The organism is Pseudomonas putida (assembly GCF_026625125.1).
In the GTDB taxonomy this organism is placed as follows: domain Bacteria; phylum Pseudomonadota; class Gammaproteobacteria; order Pseudomonadales; family Pseudomonadaceae; genus Aquipseudomonas; species Aquipseudomonas putida_X.
In genome coordinates this window covers 795,335-814,690 of sequence record NZ_CP113097.1, presented here as the reverse complement: position 1 = coordinate 814,690, position 19,356 = coordinate 795,335, and the positions used below count along the sequence as shown (strand labels likewise).

The 19,356-nt window shown below is 60.9% G+C and carries 16 protein-coding genes and 2 tRNA genes; 2 read left to right on the top strand and 16 right to left on the bottom strand.

Going from position 1 to position 19,356, the window contains the following annotated elements; genetic code table 11:
* Positions 1-61: 61 nt before the first annotated feature.
* The 8 genes from OSW16_RS03740 to rlmE all read right to left on the bottom strand — a co-directional run bounded on the left by OSW16_RS03740 (position 62) and on the right by rlmE (position 6,514).
* Positions 62-138 (bottom strand) — tRNA-Met (locus OSW16_RS03740).
* A 98-nt stretch (positions 139-236) separates the two neighbouring features.
* Positions 237-322, bottom strand: a tRNA-Leu gene (locus tag OSW16_RS03735).
* Between the two features lie 21 nt (positions 323-343).
* Complete coding sequence (secG, locus tag OSW16_RS03730) at positions 344-736, bottom strand: preprotein translocase subunit SecG (protein WP_241803846.1); 393 nt, start codon at positions 734-736, stop codon at positions 344-346.
* A 4-nt stretch (positions 737-740) separates the two neighbouring features.
* Positions 741-1,496 (bottom strand): triose-phosphate isomerase, encoded by a 756-nt coding sequence (gene tpiA, locus OSW16_RS03725; protein ID WP_267820840.1) that lies wholly within the window; start codon positions 1,494-1,496, stop codon positions 741-743.
* A 66-nt stretch (positions 1,497-1,562) separates the two neighbouring features.
* Complete coding sequence (gene glmM / locus OSW16_RS03720; protein WP_267820838.1) at positions 1,563-2,903, bottom strand: phosphoglucosamine mutase; 1,341 nt, start codon at positions 2,901-2,903, stop codon at positions 1,563-1,565.
* Positions 2,904-2,919: 16 nt separating this feature from the next.
* Positions 2,920-3,771, bottom strand: a complete 852-nt coding sequence (gene folP / locus OSW16_RS03715) for a dihydropteroate synthase (RefSeq protein ID WP_046788151.1) — start codon at positions 3,769-3,771, stop codon at positions 2,920-2,922.
* Positions 3,772-3,779: 8 nt separating this feature from the next.
* The gene (gene ftsH / locus OSW16_RS03710) at positions 3,780-5,684 is read right to left on the bottom strand and encodes an ATP-dependent zinc metalloprotease FtsH (RefSeq protein WP_241803850.1); all 1,905 of its coding nucleotides are present in this window, start codon (positions 5,682-5,684) and stop codon (positions 3,780-3,782) included.
* Between the two features lie 203 nt (positions 5,685-5,887).
* Positions 5,888-6,514, bottom strand: coding sequence for a 23S rRNA (uridine(2552)-2'-O)-methyltransferase RlmE (gene rlmE, locus OSW16_RS03705; RefSeq protein WP_241803851.1), 627 nt, complete (start codon positions 6,512-6,514; stop codon positions 5,888-5,890).
* A gap of 102 nt (positions 6,515-6,616) precedes the next feature.
* On the opposite strand from rlmE, the gene yhbY reads away from it, so the two are divergent.
* A complete protein-coding gene (yhbY, locus tag OSW16_RS03700; protein WP_241803852.1) occupies positions 6,617-6,925 on the top strand; it encodes a ribosome assembly RNA-binding protein YhbY in 309 nt (102 codons plus the stop codon).
* Between the two features lie 12 nt (positions 6,926-6,937).
* On the opposite strand, the gene OSW16_RS03695 is transcribed toward yhbY, so the two are convergent.
* The 8 genes from OSW16_RS03695 to grpE form a co-directional block, all read right to left on the bottom strand.
* The gene (locus OSW16_RS03695; RefSeq protein WP_241803853.1) at positions 6,938-7,387 is read right to left on the bottom strand and encodes an MFS transporter; all 450 of its coding nucleotides are present in this window, start codon (positions 7,385-7,387) and stop codon (positions 6,938-6,940) included.
* The gene (gene greA / locus OSW16_RS03690) at positions 7,365-7,847 is read right to left on the bottom strand and encodes a transcription elongation factor GreA (protein ID WP_012312644.1); all 483 of its coding nucleotides are present in this window, start codon (positions 7,845-7,847) and stop codon (positions 7,365-7,367) included. The genes OSW16_RS03695 and greA overlap by 23 nt, the downstream gene beginning before the upstream one ends.
* Positions 7,844-11,065 carry a carbamoyl-phosphate synthase large subunit gene (gene carB / locus OSW16_RS03685; RefSeq protein WP_267820833.1) on the bottom strand — a complete coding sequence of 1,074 codons (3,222 nt, stop codon included), beginning with the start codon at positions 11,063-11,065 and terminating at the stop codon, positions 7,844-7,846. Before carB ends, greA begins: the two co-directional genes overlap by 4 nt.
* A gap of 105 nt (positions 11,066-11,170) precedes the next feature.
* Positions 11,171-12,307 carry a glutamine-hydrolyzing carbamoyl-phosphate synthase small subunit gene (gene carA / locus OSW16_RS03680; protein WP_241803855.1) on the bottom strand — a complete coding sequence of 379 codons (1,137 nt, stop codon included), beginning with the start codon at positions 12,305-12,307 and terminating at the stop codon, positions 11,171-11,173.
* 371 nt (positions 12,308-12,678) lie between these two features.
* Entirely contained in the window at positions 12,679-13,482 is an 804-nt protein-coding gene (dapB, locus tag OSW16_RS03675; RefSeq protein ID WP_241803856.1) for a 4-hydroxy-tetrahydrodipicolinate reductase, read from the bottom strand.
* Between the two features lie 13 nt (positions 13,483-13,495).
* Positions 13,496-14,620 (bottom strand): molecular chaperone DnaJ, encoded by a 1,125-nt coding sequence (dnaJ, locus tag OSW16_RS03670; RefSeq protein ID WP_241803857.1) that lies wholly within the window; start codon positions 14,618-14,620, stop codon positions 13,496-13,498.
* Positions 14,621-14,818: 198 nt separating this feature from the next.
* On the bottom strand, positions 14,819-16,747 hold the full coding sequence (gene dnaK, locus OSW16_RS03665) for a molecular chaperone DnaK (protein WP_012312639.1): 1,929 nt from the start codon (positions 16,745-16,747) through the stop codon (positions 14,819-14,821).
* A 101-nt stretch (positions 16,748-16,848) separates the two neighbouring features.
* Complete coding sequence (grpE, locus tag OSW16_RS03660) at positions 16,849-17,403, bottom strand: nucleotide exchange factor GrpE (protein WP_012312638.1); 555 nt, start codon at positions 17,401-17,403, stop codon at positions 16,849-16,851.
* A 190-nt stretch (positions 17,404-17,593) separates the two neighbouring features.
* Here grpE and recN point away from each other — a divergent pair, with 190 nt between their 5' ends.
* The gene (gene recN / locus OSW16_RS03655; RefSeq protein ID WP_267820829.1) at positions 17,594-19,267 is read left to right on the top strand and encodes a DNA repair protein RecN; all 1,674 of its coding nucleotides are present in this window, start codon (positions 17,594-17,596) and stop codon (positions 19,265-19,267) included.
* Positions 19,268-19,356: the final 89 nt, after the last annotated feature.

Here is a 19,356-nt window from a genome sequence, read left to right as displayed (position 1 = left end):
ACAACGACGCCGTAAACTGTTCGGCTAGCAAAAAGCCCCTGAAAAGGGGCTCCGCTGAAGCTGGTTGCGGGGGCTGGATTTGAACCAACGACCTTCGGGTTATGAGCCCGACGAGCTACCAAGCTGCTCCACCCCGCGACAAAGCTGGGGCGAAAGTATAAGACTGAACCCGTCGCTGGGTCAATCTAACCTCCACCTGCAAGAAAGCCCGCTAAAGCGGGCTCTCAAGCTTTAATTGGTACCGAGAAGGGGACTCGAACCCCTACACCCTATGGGCACAACCACCTCAAGGTTGCGTGTCTACCAATTCCACCACCTCGGCAATATTACTTCTTGAAACCCGTTACTTCTGCTCTTCGGCTGGAGGAGGTACGTCACCCGCTGGGGTGGTTTCGCTCTTCTGCTCCTGGAGCACCGGTACATCATCATTTACTGCCGGCTTTGGCTGTTGCACTTCCAAGACCGCTGGATCCGGAAGTCCCGCCTGACCAAGCTGGTGAGCTTGTTGCTTGGCGAAGTATCCTAACCCAAGTGCTGTCAAAAAGAAAGTGGCAGCAAGTATAGCAGTGAATTTACTCAGGAAAGTAGCAGAACCTTGGCTTCCGAACACAGTATTTGAAGCACCTGCGCCGAAAGATGCACCTGCTTCCGCACCCTTACCCTGTTGCAACAGTACCAGCACTACAAGCGACAGCGCTGCCAACAGATGAAAAACAACGATAACTGTTTCCAGCATTTGTTCAGTTTCCTGCGGCGCGACAAATTGCACCGAATTCGTCTGCGTTCAGGGATGCTCCACCAATGAGCCCCCCATCAATATCCGGCATGCCGAACAGTTCGGCCGCATTGGCCGCCTTCACGCTACCGCCGTAGAGAAGCTGCACATTCTGCGCAACTTCGGCGTCCTTCGCTGCCAACTGCTTACGGATGGCGGCATGCACATCCTGAGCTTGTTGCGGCGAGGCCGTCAAACCTGTACCGATGGCCCATACAGGCTCATAGGCAATTACTGCATTGGCAAAAGCGGCAATACCGAACGCGTCGATAACACTGCTTAGTTGACGCTCTACAACTTCTAGCGTCTTGCCCGCTTCGCGCTCTTCGAGAGTTTCCCCTATACAGAGCACCGGCGTCAAACCACTTTTCTGAGCAGCTGCAAACTTGCGATTAAGCACTTCTTCACTTTCACCGATAATCTGGCGACGTTCGGAGTGGCCAATCAACACCAACTTGCAACCCGCTTCAGCCAACTGACTCGGTGCAACTTCACCGGTCAGCGCACCCTGTTCGGGCTGTACAGCAGAATTCTGTGCTCCCACGATGATTCCTTTGCCTTCCAGGCCATCAATGACTTGATTGATGAACAGGGCCGGAGGAAAAACCGCGACTTCGATACCGTCGGGAATGAGCATATTGCCCAAGCCCTGAGTCAGCTCAGCGACGCTGGCGCGGGTACCGTGCATCTTCCAGTTACCAGCTACCATGGGGCGACGCATGCTTTACCTCGTCGGTCAAAGTGGGCGCAGATCTTACCCAACCAGATCTGCGCTGGCAAGCCCAATTCAGACACAAACTTCAGCGACCAGCTTGGCCAGGGCTTCGGCATGCGTGCGCACCTGGCTCTCGTCGTCACCTTCAACCATCACCCGCACCAACGGCTCGGTGCCCGACTTGCGCAACAGCACACGCCCACGCCCCGCCATGTCGTCAGTGACCTTGGCACTGGCCTCCTTGACGGCCGGATGCTCCAGGGGGTCGACCTTGCTCGCGCCAAAGCGCACATTGATCAGCACCTGCGGGCACTTGCGCAAGGCCTGGCGAGCCTGCGCCAAGGTCTCGCCGCGGCGCTTGAGCGCCAGCAGTACCTGCAGTGCGGCAATGATCGCATCACCGGTGGTGGTGTGGTTGCAGCACACGACATGCCCAGAGTTTTCACCCCCCACCAGCCAGCCGCGCTCGAGCAGCTCGGCCATGACGTAGCGGTCGCCAACCTTGGCCCGCACGAAAGGAATGCCCAGGTCCTTGAGCGCAAGCTCCAGGCCCAGGTTACTCATCAGCGTACCGACCACCCCACCCTGCAACTTGCCCCGCTCGTGCAGGTCCCGGGCGATGATGAACAGCAGCTCGTCGCCATCGACGATCGCGCCGGTATGGTCGACCATCAACACCCGGTCACCGTCACCATCGAAGGCGATACCCAAGTCGGCGTGGCCGACCAGTACTGCCGCCTGCAGCGACTCGATATGGGTCGAACCGCAGTTTTCATTGATGTTCAGGCCATCAGGCTGCGCATGCAGCACCGTCACGTCGGCACCCAGCTCACGGAACACGCTCGGCGCGACTTTGTAGGTCGCCCCATGGGCGCAGTCCACCACCAGCTTGAGGCCTTCGAAACCGGTGCTGGTCGGCACACTGCTCTTGCAAAACTCGATGTAGCGGCCAGCGGCATCGTTGATGCGCGAAACCTTGCCCAGTTTGCTGGAGTCGACCACCGTCATCGGCTGGTCAAGAAGCTCCTCGATCATCAGCTCGATTTCGTCGGGCAGCTTGGTGCCCTGGCCCGAGAAGAACTTGATACCGTTGTCATCGTGCGGGTTGTGCGAGGCACTGATGACGATACCCGCTTCGGCATGGAAGGTACGGGTCAGGTAGGCGATGGCCGGCGTGGGCATCGGCCCGAGCAGCAAGACGTCAGCACCTGCAGCAGAAAGGCCCGCCTCGAGCGCGGACTCGAACATGTAACCGGAAATACGCGTGTCTTTGCCCACCAGCACGCGGCAGTTACCCTGCTTGCGGAAGGCCATGCCCGCCGCCCAGCCCAGCTTGAGCATGAAGTCGGGGGTGATCGGGTATTCGCCGACGCGGCCACGGATGCCGTCGGTACCAAAGTATTTTCTGCTCATAGGGACTCCAATCTTCTTATTCGGCGTTCTGTACCGCAGCGATCATGCGCACCACATCGGCGGTCTCGGCCACATCATGGACGCGCAGAATGCTGGCACCCTTGGTCATGGCCAATGCCGCAAGCGCGAGGCTGCCGTACAGCCGCTCGCCGACCGGACGATCCAGCGTCAGGCCGATCATGCTCTTGCGGGAAACCCCCACCAGCAACGGGCGACCGAGGCTGTAGAGCGCTTCCATATGTTTGAACAGGCTGAGGTTATGCGCCAGTGTCTTGGCGAAGCCGAAACCTGGGTCGAGGATGATGCGTTCGGCACCGATTCCCGCCGCTGCGCAAGCCGCCATCCGCTGTTCAAGATAGCGCGTTACGTCAGCAGTCACATCCTCGTAATGCGGGTCGTCCTGCATGTTCCCCGGCTCACCGCGCATGTGCATCAGGCACACCGGCAGCCCGGTATCTGCCGCAGCATCGAGGGCACCATCACGTTCCAGTGCACGCACGTCGTTGATCAGGCCAGCACCGAGGCGGGCCGACTCACGCATGACGGCAGGCGTGGAGGTATCGACCGAAATGACCACGTCAAGGCGACTGTTGATCGCCTCGACCATCGGCGCCACACGCTCGAGCTCCTCGGTGACCGACACCGCACGGGCACCCGGGCGAGTCGACTCGCCGCCGATGTCGATCAGCGTCGCGCCTGCCGCCACCATGGCTTCTGCATGACGCAGGGCCTCGTCGCGCTGACTGAAGCGCCCGCCATCAGAGAAGGAATCAGGAGTGATATTGAGGATACCCATGACATGGGTACGGGACAAATCAAGAACCCGGTTGCCGCAAGGCAACCGGGTCGGGTACAGCTTAGAGCTCATAGATGCCCTTAGTGTTGAGCCGCTGGGCCGCCGATCGGCGATTCAGGGCGATCATTCTGGGCAGCAGGCGTGCCCGAAGTCTTATCGTCGTCCCAGTCACGCGGTTCGCGAGGCGTACGACCGGACATGATGTCGTCGATCTGATCGGCGTCGATGGTCTCGTACTTCATCAGTGCTTCGGCCATGGCGTCGAGCTTGTCGCGGTTGTCGGTCAGCAGCTGCTTGGCAGTGGCATAGCACTGGTCGATGATGCTGCGCACCTCCGAATCGATCAGCTTGGCAGTTTCGCCGGAAACACTGGCGTGCTGGCTACCGGCGCTGCGGCCGAGGAAGACCTCGCCCTCTTCTTCGGCATACATCAGCGGGCCGAGCTTCTCGGACAGGCCCCACTTGGTGACCATGTTCCGGGCAATCTGGCTGGCGCGCATGATGTCGTTCGAGGCACCAGTGGTGACGCCGTCGAAGCCCAAGGTCATTTCCTCGGCGATACGGCCACCGTACAGCGAGCAGATCTGGCTGATCAGCGCACGCTTGGACAGGCTGTAGCGGTCTTCTTCGGGCAGGAACATGGTCACACCCAGGGCGCGACCGCGCGGGATGATCGAGACCTTGTAGACCGGGTCATGCTCAGGCACCAGACGACCAACGATGGCGTGACCGGCCTCGTGGTAAGCGGTGTTCTGTTTTTCCTTCTCGGACATGACCATGGTCTTGCGCTCGGCGCCCATCATGATCTTGTCTTTGGCCAGTTCGAACTCTTTCATCTCGACCAGGCGCTTGTTGGAGCGGGCCGCGAACAGCGAAGCTTCGTTGACCAGGTTGGCAAGGTCAGCACCGGAGAAGCCTGGCGTACCGCGGGCAATGACCGCCGGGTTGACGTTTTCGCCGATCGGCACCTTGCGCATGTGGACCTTGAGGATCTGCTCACGACCACGGATGTCCGGCAGGCCGACCACCACCTGGCGGTCGAAACGACCAGGACGCAGCAAGGCCGGGTCCAGTACATCCGGACGGTTGGTGGCGGCGATGACGATGATGCCATCGTTCATTTCAAAGCCGTCCATCTCGACCAGCAACTGGTTGAGGGTCTGCTCACGCTCGTCGTGACCACCGCCCATGCCGGCGCCACGGTGGCGACCAACGGCGTCGATCTCGTCGATGAAGATGATGCATGGAGCGTGCTTTTTGGCCTGCTCGAACATGTCGCGCACACGGCTGGCACCCACACCGACGAACATCTCGACGAAGTCCGAACCGGAGATGGTGAAGAAAGGCACCTTGGCTTCGCCGGCAATGGCCTTGGCCAGCAAGGTCTTACCGGTACCCGGCGGGCCAACCATCAACACGCCACGCGGGATGCGCCCGCCCAGGCGCTGGAACTTGCCCGGGTCGCGCAGGAACTCGACCAGCTCGCCGACTTCTTCCTTGGCCTCGTCGCAACCTGCGACGTCGGCCAGGGTGGTCTTGACCTGGTCTTCGGACAACAGGCGCGCCTTGCTCTTGCCGAAGCTCATCGGCCCGCCCTTGCCGCCTGCACCGCCCTGCATCTGGCGCATGAAGAACATGAACACGGCGATGATCACCAGGATCGGGAAGCTCGCCACCAAAAGCTGAGTCCAGATGCTCTGCTGCTCAGGCTGCTTGCCTTCGACGACCACGTTATTGTCGACCAGGTCGCCGATCAGGCCGTTATCGGTAATGGCCGGGCGAACGGTCTTGAAGCTGTCGCCATCGGAGCGCTTGCCGGTAATGATGTAGCCATCGACGGTAACACGCTCGACCTTGCCATCCTTGACCTGCTGGATGAAGTCGGAGTAGTTGAGGGTCTGCGGCTCGTTAGGGCTGGAGAAGTTGTTCATCACCGTCACCAGGACAGCTGCGATGATCAACCACAGGATCAGATTCTTTGCCATGTCGTTCAATTCGCTACCCTCTGAGGCCGGCGCACGACGCAGCCGTGCCTCGCATGATATTCATCGCCCTAACTTACTACATTACCTACGCAACCGCAGGCACCGTCTGTAACCCTTTGTGAAATCTAGACTACACGAAGTTCGGACAATCCAGACGGGGCGGCCGATTGGAAATAACTATCGACCACCCCGCAGCACGCCATTCAAGCGCCCTTGAAACCCCTACCCAGCAGGTACTGTTCACGCGAGCGGTCCCGCGAAGACGACGGCTTGCGCATCTGCACCTTGTCGAACTTGGTGCGAACATCCTTCAGGTACATGTCAAAGCCTTCGCCCTGGAAAATCTTGATGAGAAAATCACCACCGGGCTTGAGTACACGTGTTGCCAGGTCCAGGGCCAACTCACAGAGGAACATTGCACGTGGCATGTCCACTTCAGGCGTACCACTCATATTGGGGGCCATGTCGGAAATCACAAGGTCTACGTGCGAATCACCGACAGCGTCGAGAATTTGTTGCAACACCTCATCCTGGGTGAAGTCGCCCTGAATGAAGGTAACGTCAGGGATCGAGTCCATTTCCAGAATGTCGGAAGCGATCAGGCGGCCTTGGCCACCAATCAGACGACTGGTCACCTGCGACCAACCGCCAGGGGCTGCGCCGAGGTCGATCACGCTCATGCCGGGACGGATCAGGCGGTCCTTTTCCTGGATCTCCAGCAGTTTGTAGCTTGCGCGCGAGCGGTAGCCATCCTTCTGCGCCTGCTTAACAAAAGGGTCGTTAAAATGCTCTCGCAGCCAGTTGGCGCTGCTTTTGGAACGTTGTACCACGGGGCACCTCGATGATATGCGTCGTGTTTGACTGGGCGGAGCCACAGGCCCTCGGGTAAAATGCCCGTCAATTTTACAGAATCAGACGGAAAGGGTCAGATTATGCCGCTCAATAACGAGCAGAAGAAGCAATACAAATCCATTGGTCATGACCTGAAACCGGTCCTGATCGTTGCTGGCAACGGTTTGAATGAAGGCGTGATCGCTGAACTGGACCGCGCCCTGGCCGACCATGAGCTGATCAAGGTCGAAATTCGCTCGGAAGATCGCGAAGAGCGCGCCGAGACCATCGCAGAGCTGTGCAAGCAAGGCCGCGCCGAGCTGGTGCAGACCATCGGCAAGAAAGCGCTGATCTACCGCAAGAACCCGCAGCCGAACAAGCAGCTGTCCAACATCCACCGTTACAAGTAACGGTGGCGCCGCTCAGTGGCGCGCTTGACGCGCCCTGACCGGTACCGGTTGAGCGACCAGCACGATGCCGGAAAACCCCAGCACCAGGAAACAGAACATCTGCCAGCGCTCGCCGACCGAGATACCGTAGCGCAAGGTGTAGTACCCCACGCAGGCCGCAAAGCCCAGCAACAGCATCTGGCCACGGAATTGCCGCCACCAGGCAGCCAGGCCATCGACCCTCGCCAGCACCGCCAGCTGCGTCAGCAGCCCGAGCATCGCCACGCCTATCAACCAACGGTCGATCTGCCCGGCGATGTCCTGTACCAGCAAGGGCGCCAGGCCACTGACCTTGAGCGCAGGCACCAGCCCCACATGGAACACCCAAAGGCCACCGACCCAGAAAACCTGGGCCAGCTGCCAGAGGATCCCCTCGAGGGATGGCGCCCGCTGGCGCCGGTCAGATGTGCTTGACTTCGACAATCTCGTACTCGACCGAGCCGCTTGGCGTCTTGACGACGACAGTATCACCTTCTTCCTTGCCGATGATGGCACGGGCGATCGGTGCGCCACTCGAGAGCTTGCCTTGCTTCACGTCGGCTTCATCCTCGCCAACGATCTGGTAGCTCACCTCTTCATCGGTTTCAGTGTTGGCCAGCACCACAGTGGTACCGAAAATCACCTTGCCGGTGTGAGGAATAGTGGTCACATCGATCACTACCGAGTTCTGCAGACGGCCTTCGATGTCGCGGATACGCGCCTCGACCATGCCCTGCTCCTCACGGGCGGCATGGTATTCGGCATTTTCCTTGAGGTCGCCCAGTTCGCGCGCTTCGCCAATGGCCTGACTCAGGCGCGGGCGCTCGGTCTTGCTCAGGAACAGATGTTCCTCTTCCAGGGCGCGAGCGCCCTGAACGGTCATCGGATACTTGGTAATGCTCATGCTTTAAGTCCTGCATGCAGATCCTGCAAGCGACGAACGGTCTTTTCAGGGCCGAATTTCAGCGCTTCGCAGATGGCTTCACCAGCCGCAATGGTCGTGGTGCAGTAGATCTTGTGCTGCAACGCATTGCGACGAATCGAATAGGAGTCAGCAATCGACTGACGGCCTTCGGTGGTGTTGATGATCAACGACACTTCGTCGTTCTTGATCATGTCGACCACGTGCGGACGACCTTCGGTCACCTTGTTCACGCGGCGCACTTTCAGGCCCGCCGCCTCGATGACCTTGGCAGTACCTGCAGTAGCGACCACTTCAAAGCCCAGGGCGATCAGGTCGCGGGCAACGCCAGCCACTTGCGGCTTGTCGTCGTCACGTACGCTGATGAACGCAGTACCGCCCGTTGGCAGCACTTCGCTGGCACCCATCTGGGCCTTGGCGAACGCTTCACCGAAGCTGTCACCGACACCCATGACTTCACCCGTCGATTTCATCTCAGGGCCGAGGATCGGGTCAACCCCTGGGAACTTGGCGAACGGGAAGACGGCTTCCTTGACGCTGTAGAAGTTCGGGATGATTTCCTGGGTGAAGCCCAGCTCTTTCAGGGTTTTGCCAGCCATGACGCGGGCAGCGATCATCGCCAGGGAAGTGCCGATGCACTTGGACACGAACGGCACGGTACGCGAGGCGCGCGGGTTGACTTCGATCACGTAGATCTTGTCGCCCTGCAAGGCCAGCTGCACGTTCATCAAGCCAACCACGCCCAGCTCCAGTGCCATCTTGCGCACCTGGTCGCGAACCTGGTCCTGCACGTCCTTGCTCAGCGAGTAAGGCGGCAGCGAGCACGCCGAGTCACCGGAGTGAACACCGGCCTGTTCGATGTGCTGCATGATCGCGCCGATGACAACGTCGGTGCCGTCGCAGACCGCATCCACGTCCATCTCGATGGCGCAGTTGAGGAAGTGGTCGAGCAGTACCGGGCTGTCGTTGGACACCTGCACGGCTTCACGCAGGTAGCGCTTGAGCTCGTCCAGTTCGTAGACGATCTCCATCGCGCGGCCGCCCAGTACGTAGGACGGGCGCACCACCAGCGGGTAACCGATACCGCCCGCGGCACGGATGGCTTCTTCTTCGCTGCGCACGGTGGCGTTTGGCGGCTGCAGCAGGTTCAGGCGCTGAACCATCTGCTGGAAGCGCTCACGGTCTTCGGCACGGTCGATGGCGTCCGGGCTGGTACCGATAATCGGTACGCCGGCCTCTTCCAGGGCGCGCGCCAGTTTCAGCGGGGTCTGGCCGCCGTAGTGGACGATGACGCCCTTGGGCTTCTCGACGCGGCAGACTTCCAGCACGTCTTCCAGGGTCAACGGCTCGAAGTACAGACGGTCGGAGGTGTCGTAGTCGGTGGAGACGGTTTCCGGGTTGCAGTTGACCATGATGGTCTCGTAACCGTCTTCACGCAGTGCCAGTGCCGCGTGCACGCAGCAATAGTCGAACTCGATGCCTTGGCCGATACGGTTCGGGCCGCCACCCAGGATCATGATCTTGTCGCGGGTCGACGGGTTGGCCTCGCACTCTTCCTCATAGGTGGAGTACAGGTAGGCGGTATCGGTGGCGAACTCGGCAGCGCAGGTGTCGCCGCGCTTGTACACCGGGAACACTTCCAGCTTGTGGCGGTGACGGCGCAGGTTCTTGTCGGTGATACCGAGCAGCTTGGCCAGACGCTGGTCCGAGAAGCCCTTGCGCTTGAGGCGCAGCATGTAGTCCTTGTCGATCGCCGACAGGGCCAGGGTCTTGACCTTCTCTTCTTCCTTGATCAGGTCTTCCATCTGAACCAGGAACCACATGTCGATGCCGGTCAGGGCAAAAATCTCTTCGCAGGTCATACCCGAACGCATGGCGTCAGCCACGTACCAGATACGCTCGGCGCCCGGCACGGTCAGCTCGCGCTTGAGGATGCTGGCGGCTTCAGGGCTGGCCAGGTCGACTTTCGGGTCCAGGCCGCAAGCACCGACTTCCAGGCCGCGCAGGGCTTTCTGCAGGGACTCCTGGAAGGTACGGCCGATGGCCATGACTTCACCCACGGACTTCATCTGGGTGGTCAGGCGGGCGTCGGCTTTCGGGAATTTCTCGAAGGCGAAGCGTGGCAGCTTGGTGACGACGTAGTCGATCGACGGCTCGAAGGACGCCGGGGTACGGCCGCCCGTGATGTCGTTCTGCAGTTCGTCGAGGGTGTAACCAATGGCCAGCTTGGCGGCGATCTTGGCGATCGGGAAGCCCGTTGCCTTGGAAGCCAGCGCCGAGGAACGCGAAACACGCGGGTTCATCTCGATCACGACCATGCGGCCAGTGTTCGGGCAGATACCGAACTGCACGTTGGAACCGCCGGTTTCAACGCCAATTTCACGCAGCACCGCCAGCGAGGCGTTGCGCATGATCTGGTATTCCTTGTCGGTCAGGGTCTGCGCTGGCGCCACGGTGATGGAGTCACCGGTGTGCACGCCCATCGGGTCGAAGTTTTCGATCGAGCAGACGATGATGCAGTTGTCCTTTTTGTCGCGGACCACTTCCATCTCGTACTCTTTCCAGCCGATCAGCGATTCGTCGATCAGCAGCTCTTTGGTCGGCGACAGGTCCAGACCACGGGTGCAGATTTCTTCGAACTCTTCACGGTTGTAAGCGATACCACCGCCGGTGCCACCCATGGTGAACGACGGGCGGATGATGCAGGGGAAGCCAAGTTTCTCAAGGACCGCATTGGCCTCTTCCATGCTGTGGGCGATACCGGAGCGAGGGCACTCCAGGCCGATGTCCTTCATGGCCTTGTCGAAGCGCGAACGGTCTTCGGCCTTGTCGATGGTGTCGGCGTTGGCACCGATCATCTCTACGCCGAACTTCTCCAGCACGCCGTGGCGCTCCAGGTCCAGGGCGCAGTTCAGTGCGGTCTGGCCACCCATGGTCGGCAATACGGCGTCCGGGCGCTCTTTTTCGATGATCTTGGCCACCGACTGCCACTTGATCGGCTCGATGTAGGTGGCGTCGGCCATGGCCGGGTCGGTCATGATGGTGGCTGGGTTGGAGTTCACCAGGATGACGCGGAAACCTTCCTCGCGCAGGGCTTTACAAGCCTGGGCGCCGGAGTAGTCGAATTCGCAGGCCTGGCCGATCACGATCGGGCCAGCGCCGAGAATCAGGATGCTTTTGATGTCTGTACGTTTTGGCATGGTGGTCACTCAAATCCGGGGTCAGTCGGCAAGCCGCTTTGAACAATCTGGGTCAGGCGCGGCCGGGCGCGGCAGGTGCCGGCCCGGGGCCTTGAAGCAGGATGCTCAGCGGCGCTTGGCCATGGCATCGGTGAAACGATCGAACAGTGGCGCGACGTCGGTCGGGCCCGGGCTCGCTTCAGGGTGGCCCTGGAAGCTGAACGCGCTCTTGTCGGTACGCTCGATACCCTGCAGGGTGCCGTCGAACAGCGACTTGTGGATGGCGCGCACGTTACCCGGCAGGGTGGCTTCGTCTACGGCGAAACCGTGGTTCTGGCTGGTGATCATGACCACGCCGGTGTCCAGGTCCTGGACCGGGTGGTTGGCACCGTGGTGGCCGTGGCCCATTTTCACGGTCTTGGCGCCGGAGGCCAGGGCCAGCAGCTGGTGGCCGAGGCAGATGCCGAACACCGGGATCTCGGTTTCGAGGATCTCTTTGATCGCCTGGATGGCGTAGTCGCATGGCTCCGGATCACCAGGGCCGTTGGACAGGAACACGCCGTCCGGGTTGAGCGCGAGCACTTCGCTGGCCGGGGTCTGGGCAGGCACCACGGTCACGCGGCAGCCGCGGGCGACCAACATGCGCAGGATGTTCAGCTTGACGCCGTAGTCGAAGGCGACAACGTGGTACGGCAGCTCGGAGGCTTCCAGGGTCGGGTGGCTGTCAGTTTTCAGCTCCCACACGCTGGAGCGCCACTCGTAACGCTCCTTGGTGGAAACGACCTTGGCCAGGTCCATGCCCTTGAGGCCGGGGAAGGCGCGGGCCGCGGCGATGGCGGCTTCTTCGCTGATGTTGTCACCAGCCAGAATGCAGCCGTTCTGAGCGCCCTTTTCACGCAGGATACGGGTCAGGCGACGGGTGTCGATGCCGGCGATGGCAACGACATTGTTGGCCTTGAGGTAGTCAGGCAGCGACTGGGTGTTACGCCAGTTGCTGGCCAGCAGCGGCAGGTCACGGATGACCAGGCCGGCGGACCAGACACGGTTCGACTCGGCATCTTCCGGGGTGGTACCGGTGTTGCCGATGTGCGGGTAGGTCAGGGTAACGATTTGCTGCGCGTAGGAAGGGTCTGTAAGGATTTCCTGGTAGCCGGTCATAGCGGTGTTGAATACCACCTCACCAACGGTCTGACCGTCGGCTCCGATGGCTTCACCGCGAAAAATACTGCCGTCGGCAAGGGCGAGTATGGCTGGCTTTGTCAAGAAGACCTCCCGTAAATCAAGCATGAAAGGGCGATCGCAGGTTGCAAAAAAGCGGAGTGACGTATGGACACGTCACCCCGCTTTTATGTGCTGAATTCAATTCGCTGCGCGCTTTTAGTGGACACACTAAAGCTGTAGCTTACAGAAAAGTGCTTTTTTGGTCTACCGCAAATGTGCCTCTAAAACACATGATTGCGACAGAGGGTGCCTTGCACCCCATCGCCGGCAAGCCGGCTCCCACATGTACTGCACCAACCGGAAGGTTTGCAATCCCCTGCGGGAGCAGCTGCCTTGCTCAACCCTAAAAGCCCACACAATCCATTGTGGGAGCCGGCTTGCCGGCGATAGGGCCATCACAGTCGCTGCAAGACTCAGCGCAACTCCAGCACATCCTGCATGTCGTACAAGCCCGCCTCACGCCCATCCAGCCACAGCGCGGCACGCACCGCACCCTTGGCGAAGGTCATGCGGCTGGACGCCTTGTGGGTGATTTCCAGGCGCTCACCTTCAGCGGCGAACAGCACGGTGTGGTCACCGACCACATCGCCGGCACGTACGGTGGCGAAGCCGATGGTCTTGCGATCACGCGCCCCCGTCTGGCCCTCACGGCCATACACCGCCACTTCCTGAAGGTCACGGCCCAGTGCATTGGCCACCACCTCACCCATGCGCAGCGCAGTGCCTGACGGCGCATCGACCTTGTGCCGGTGGTGCGCCTCGATGATCTCGATGTCGACATCATCGCCCAGCACCCGCGCGGCCATGTCCAGCAACTTCAGGCTGAGGTTGACGCCTACGCTGAAGTTGGCGGCGAAGACGATCGGGATGTCCTTGCCCGCCTCGGCCAACAGCAGCTTCTCGTCGCTGGTGAAACCGGTGGTGCCGATGATCATGGCCTTGCCATGCTTGCGGCAGAACGCCAGGTTCTTCAGGGTCACCGAAGGGTGAGTGAAGTCGATCAGCACATCGAAATCGTCGGCAACCTTGGCCAGGTCATCCGACAGCGGCACACCGATACGGCCAAGGGCCGCCAACTCACCGGCATCCGCCCCGACCAGCGAGCTGTCCGGGCGATCAATCGCCGCGGTCAGCCCGGCACCTGGGGTTTGCTGCACAGCTTCGATCAGGGTTTTGCCCATCCGCCCTGCCGCGCCCATCACTGCAATACGTCGCATAGCCTGTTCCTTGTCAGAGATCGCCGAAGAAGCGCTTCACGCCATCGAACCAGCCATTGGCCTTGGGCGAGTGGGAGCTGTCGCCTTCGAGCGAGTCGCGCAGTTCTTCGAGCAGTTCACGCTGGCGACGGCTGAGGTTGACCGGGGTCTCGACCGCAACGCGGCACAGCAGGTCACCCGCACCACCACCACGCACCGGTGCCACACCCTTGCCACGCAGGCGGAACTGCTTGCCGGTCTGAGTGCCTTCCGGGATCTTGAGCTTCACACGACCATCGAGGGTCGGCACTTCCAGCTCGCCACCCAGAGCGGCATCGGTATAGCTGATGGGCACTTCGCAGTAGAGGTGCTTGCCGTCACGCTGGAAAATCTCGTGCTCACGCACGTTGATCACTACGTAAAGGTCGCCAGTCGGGCCACCGTGGGTGCCCGCCTCGCCTTCGCCGGACAGGCGGATACGGTCGCCCGTGTCGACGCCGGCTGGCACCTTGACCGACAGGGTCTTGTATTCCTCGACGCGGCCTTCACCGTGGCAAGCATTGCACGGGTCGGTGATGATCTTGCCCTGGCCATGGCAGCGCGGGCAGGTCTGCTGCACAGAGAAGAAGCCCTGCTGCATGCGCACTTGGCCAATGCCGCCGCACGTCGGGCAGGTCGATGGCGTCGAACCCTTCTTCGCACCGCTGCCGTCACAGGGTTGGCAATTGACCAGGGTCGGCACACGAATACTGACCGTGGTGCCGCGCACGGCTTCTTCCAGGTTCAGTTCCAGGGTGTAGCGCAGGTCGCTGCCGCGCGCAGCGCCACCACGACCACCGCCACGCCCACCACCGAAGAAGTCACTGAACACATCGCCAAAGATGTCGGAGAAGTTGGCGCCACCAAAGCCTGCACCGCCGCCACCCATGCTCGGGTCGACACCGGCGTGACCATACTGGTCAAACGCGGCCCGCTTGCTCGCATCAGACAGCACTTCGTAGGCCTCGTTGGCCTCTTTGAACTTGTCTTCGGACTCTTTGTCGCCCGGGTTGCGGTCCGGGTGGTACTTCATCGCCAGGCGGCGATAAGCCTTTTTCAGGTCTGCTTCACTGGCGCCGCGCTCGACACCCAGGACCTCATAATAATCACGCTTGGACATAGGTCATTTGCACCTTGTTGGGCGTTCGGCATCCGCGCCGCGCCGTCAGCACCCGCCTGAAGACCCGATGCGGCCCAGACAAATGCTGTAAAAAATTCTCGAATTCCAGATACGCCAACGCGGGAGCAAGCCCCCGCGCGGCGACATCCTACCAGCTCACCGCCAAACGACGGTGAGCTGGCCGACAACATGCAACGATTACTTCTTGTCGTCGCCTTTCACTTCTTCGAACTCGGCGTCAACCACGTCATCGTGCTTGGCTTCCGGTTCGGCCTGCTGCTGAGCGCCGCCCTGAGGCTGTTCGGCCGACTGCTCGGCGTACATCTTCTGTGCTACCGGCGCGGAGACCTTGGACAGTTCCTCGACCTTGGCATCGATGGCAGCCTTGTCGTCGCCTTTGACAGCGGCTTCCAGGGCAACCACGGCCGCTTCGATGGCAGTCTTCTCTTCGGCAGTGACCTTGTCACCGGCGTCAGCGACCATCTTGCGGGTCGAGTGAACCAGCGCGTCACCCTGGTTACGGGCAGCGGCCAGCTCTTCGAACTTGCGGTCTTCCTCGGCATTGGCCTCGGCGTCACGCACCATTTTTTCGATCTCTTCGTCGGACAGACCGGAGTTGGCCTTGATCACGATCGACTGGGTCTTGCCGGTGGCCTTGTCTTTGGCGCCGACGTGCAGGATGCCGTTGGCGTCAATGTCGAAGGTCACTTCGATCTGCGGAACACCACGCGGTGCTGGCGGGATGTCAGCCAGGTCGAACTTGCCCAGCGACTTGTTCTGCGAGGCTTGCTTGCGCTCACCCTGCAGCACGTGAATGGTCACTGCGCCCTGGTTGTCGTCGGCCGTCGAGAACACCTGCGACTTCTTGGTCGGAATGGTGGTGTTCTTCTCGATCAGCGGGGTCATCACGCCGCCCATGGTTTCGATACCCAGGGTCAGCGGGCTGACGTCCAGCAGCAGCACGTCTTTCACGTCACCGGCCAGTACGGCACCCTGGATGGCAGCGCCCATGGCAACTGCTTCGTCCGGGTTGACGTCCTTGCGAGCTTCCTTACCGAAGAAGTCGGCTACGGCCTTCTGAACCAGCGGCATACGGGTCTGGCCACCGACCAGGATCACGTCGTCGATCTTGCTGGCGTCGATGCCTGCGTCTTTCAGGGCGATGCGGCAAGGCTCGATGGTACGGTTGACCAGGTCTTCGACCAGCGACTCCAGCTTGGCGCGGGAGATCTTCACGTTCAGGTGCTTGGGACCTGTCGCGTCTGCAGTGATGTACGGCAGGTTCACGTCGGTCGACTGGGCCGAGGACAGTTCGATCTTGGCCTTTTCCGCGGCTTCTTTCAGACGCTGCAGGGCCAGAGGGTCGTTCTTCAGGTCCATGCCCGACTCTTTCTTGAACTCGTCGACGAGGTAGTCGATCAGGCGCATGTCGAAGTCTTCGCCACCCAGGAAGGTGTCGCCGTTGGTGGCCAGTACTTCGAACTGGTGTTCACCGTCGACTTCGGCGATTTCGATGACCGATACGTCGAAGGTACCACCACCCAGGTCATAAACGATGACGGTGTGGTCGCCCTTGGCTTTGTCCATGCCATAGGCCAGCGCAGCAGCGGTCGGCTCGTTGATGATGCGTTTTACGTCCAGGCCCGCGATGCGGCCGGCGTCTTTGGTGGCCTGACGCTGGCTGTCGTTGAAGTAGGCCGGAACGGTGATGACCGCTTCGGTGACTGGCTCGCCGAGGTAGTCTTCGGCGGTCTTCTTCATCTTTTTCAGGACTTCGGCGCTGATCTGCGGCGGCGCCATTTCCTTGCCGGAAGCTTCGACCCAGGCGTCACCGTTGTTAGCCTTGACGATCTTGTACGGCACCAGCTTGATGTCTTTCTGCACGACATCTTCTTCGAAGCGGCGGCCGATGAGGCGCTTCACTGCGAACAGGGTGTTGTGCGGGTTGGTGACGGCCTGGCGCTTGGCCGACTGGCCAACCAGGATTTCGCCGTCATTGGCGTAGGCCACGATCGAAGGGGTGGTACGCGCACCTTCGGCGTTTTCGATGACCTTGACGTTACCGTTTTCCAGAATGGAGACGCACGAGTTGGTGGTCCCCAGGTCGATACCGATGATTTTGCCCATGTTTACTCTCCCGAAACTTGAATTTGGTTGCAGCGACTACTTTGGCCAACTGCGGTAATACTTGAAGGCTTGACACCTAGATGGGGATGCCCCGACGGATTTCAAGCCTTTTCATCGATCGAAGGCTGCGGCGCGCTCGGCGCCTTGCTGACCACTACCATGGCAGGGCGCAGCAGGCGGCCATTGAGCAGGTAGCCCTTCTGGAACACGTTCAGCACGCTGTTGGGCTCTACCTCGGCGCTTTCCTGCATGGCCATGGCCTGATGGTGCTCGGCGTTGAACGGCTGGCCGTGCGGGTCGATGGCTTCGAGGTTGTAACGCTTGAGGGTGTCCTGGAACATCTTGAGGGTCAGTTCGACGCCTTCACGGATCTTCTTGACCTGTTCATCCTCAGCGCTGGAGTGCGCCAGGGCCAGCTCAAGGCTGTCGATCACTGGCAGCAGGTCGCCGGCGAACTTTTCCAGGGCGAACTTGTGCGCCTTCTCGACATCCTGCTCGGCGCGGCGGCGCACGTTCTGCAGGTCGGCGACGGCACGCAGGGACTGATCCTTGGCGGCGGCCAGCTGCTCCTCGAGCTCTTGAACGCGGGCGCCGTTATCCACTGCACCTGCCTCTTCGGCGTTAAGGTCTTTCTCATTCAGCTGTTCGTCAGCCATGGGGTCTCTCCTCCGCAATCTCTGTAGTACGAGCAAAGCTCGCCGTGTCTGCCGGCTATATGGGGCCGGAAAAATCAGCTTCAAGGGGCAAAGCGGTTTTGGGTCGACGATGGAAACTGCGAGCAGGCATTGGCAGGGTCGAAAAAAGTACTGTATAAATAACCAGACCTGACTTTTCGGGAGCCGCCCCATGCTGGTGCACCTGTCCATTCACAACTACGCGATCGTCGAACACCTCGATCTCGAACTCGCCCGCGGCATGTCCGTCATCACCGGCGAAACCGGCGCAGGCAAATCGATCATGCTCGACGCCCTCGGCCTGGCCCTGGGTGATCGTGCCGACAGCGGCGTGGTGCGCCCTGACGCAGACAAGGCGGACATCCTGGCCACCTTCGACCTGGTGGATATCCCCGAAGCGCACACCTGGCTGGCCGATCGCGACCTGGACGACGGCGGCCCCTGCATCCTGCGCCGCGTGATCACGGCCGAAGGCCGCAGCCGCGGCTACATAAACGGCACGCCCTGCCCGCTGGGTGACCTGAAGGCGCTCGGTGAACTGCTGATCGACATCCACAGCCAGCATGAGCACCAGTCGCTGCTCAAGACCGACACCCACCGCCGCCTGCTCGACGAATATGCCGGAGCCATCGACCTGTCCCGTCAGGTTCAGCTGGCCGCCAAGCGCTGGAACCAGACCCGCCTGGAGCTGGAGCACCTGTCCAACTCCGGCGATGAGCAGCGCGCCCGCCACCAGTTGCTCAGCTATCAGCTCGAAGAGCTCGACAACCTTGGCCTGGGTGAAAACGAACTGGAGCAGTTGGAGCAGGAACACAAGAACCTGACCAACGCCGAGGCCCTATTCGGCATCTGCCGCCAGGTCATCGACCAGTGCAGCGAAAGCGACTCGGGCAATGTGCTCGGCGCCCTCACCTCCAGCCTCAACCGCCTGGGCGCCGCAGCCAATACGCCCAAGGCACTGGGTGAAGCCGCCAATCTCATCGCCAGCGCACAGATCCAGATAGAAGAAGCCGTGGGCGAACTCAACCGCTTCCTCGACAACTTCGACGCCGACCCCATGCGCCTGCAGGCCCTGGAAGAGCGCCTCGACACCATCTACACCCTGGCGCGCAAACACCGTGTGCACCCGACCGAACTGCCCCACCTGCAGCAGCAACTGCTTGAGGAGCTCGAAGGCCTGAATGCCAGCGATGAATCCATAGAGCGCCTGGGTGAGGAACTGTCCGCCTACGCCAAGCATTATCAGGAAAAGGCAACCGAACTGAGTGCCTTGCGCCAACAGGCCGCCAAACAGCTCGCCGTCGCGGTCGAACAAGAGATCCAGCGCCTGGGCATGCCTGGCGGGCGGTTCTGCATCGAACTCACACCCAACCAAAGCAACGACCTGTCGCCACACGGCCTTGAGCAGATAGAACTGCTGGTCAGCGCCAACCCCGGGCAGCCGCTCAAAGCGTTGGCCAAAGTGGCCTCGGGCGGCGAACTGTCACGGATCAGCCTGGCGATTCAGGTCATCACGGCGCAAACCTCACGCATCCCGACGCTGGTCTTCGACGAAGTTGATGTGGGTATCGGTGGGCCGACGGCCGAGATCGTCGGCCAGCTGTTGCGCCGCCTCGGTGAACGCGGCCAGGTGCTGACCGTCACCCACCTGCCCCAGGTCGCGGCGCAAGGGCATCATCATTTGTTCGTGCACAAGGTGCGCAACAGCGACACAACGCACACTGCCGTGGCCAACCTTGGCAAGCGCGAGCGGGTCGAGGAGGTGGCGCGGATGCTGGGTGGTATCGACCTGACCAAGGAATCGCTGGCGCATGCACGCAAGATGGTGGTGTCCGGCAAGGCGTGAGGCTGCCTGCAGCCGGCTCCAGCAGTTATCCCTGCGGCACAAAGCACAAAGGCGACCCTAGGGTCGCCTTTGCTGTTAATAACGACCGA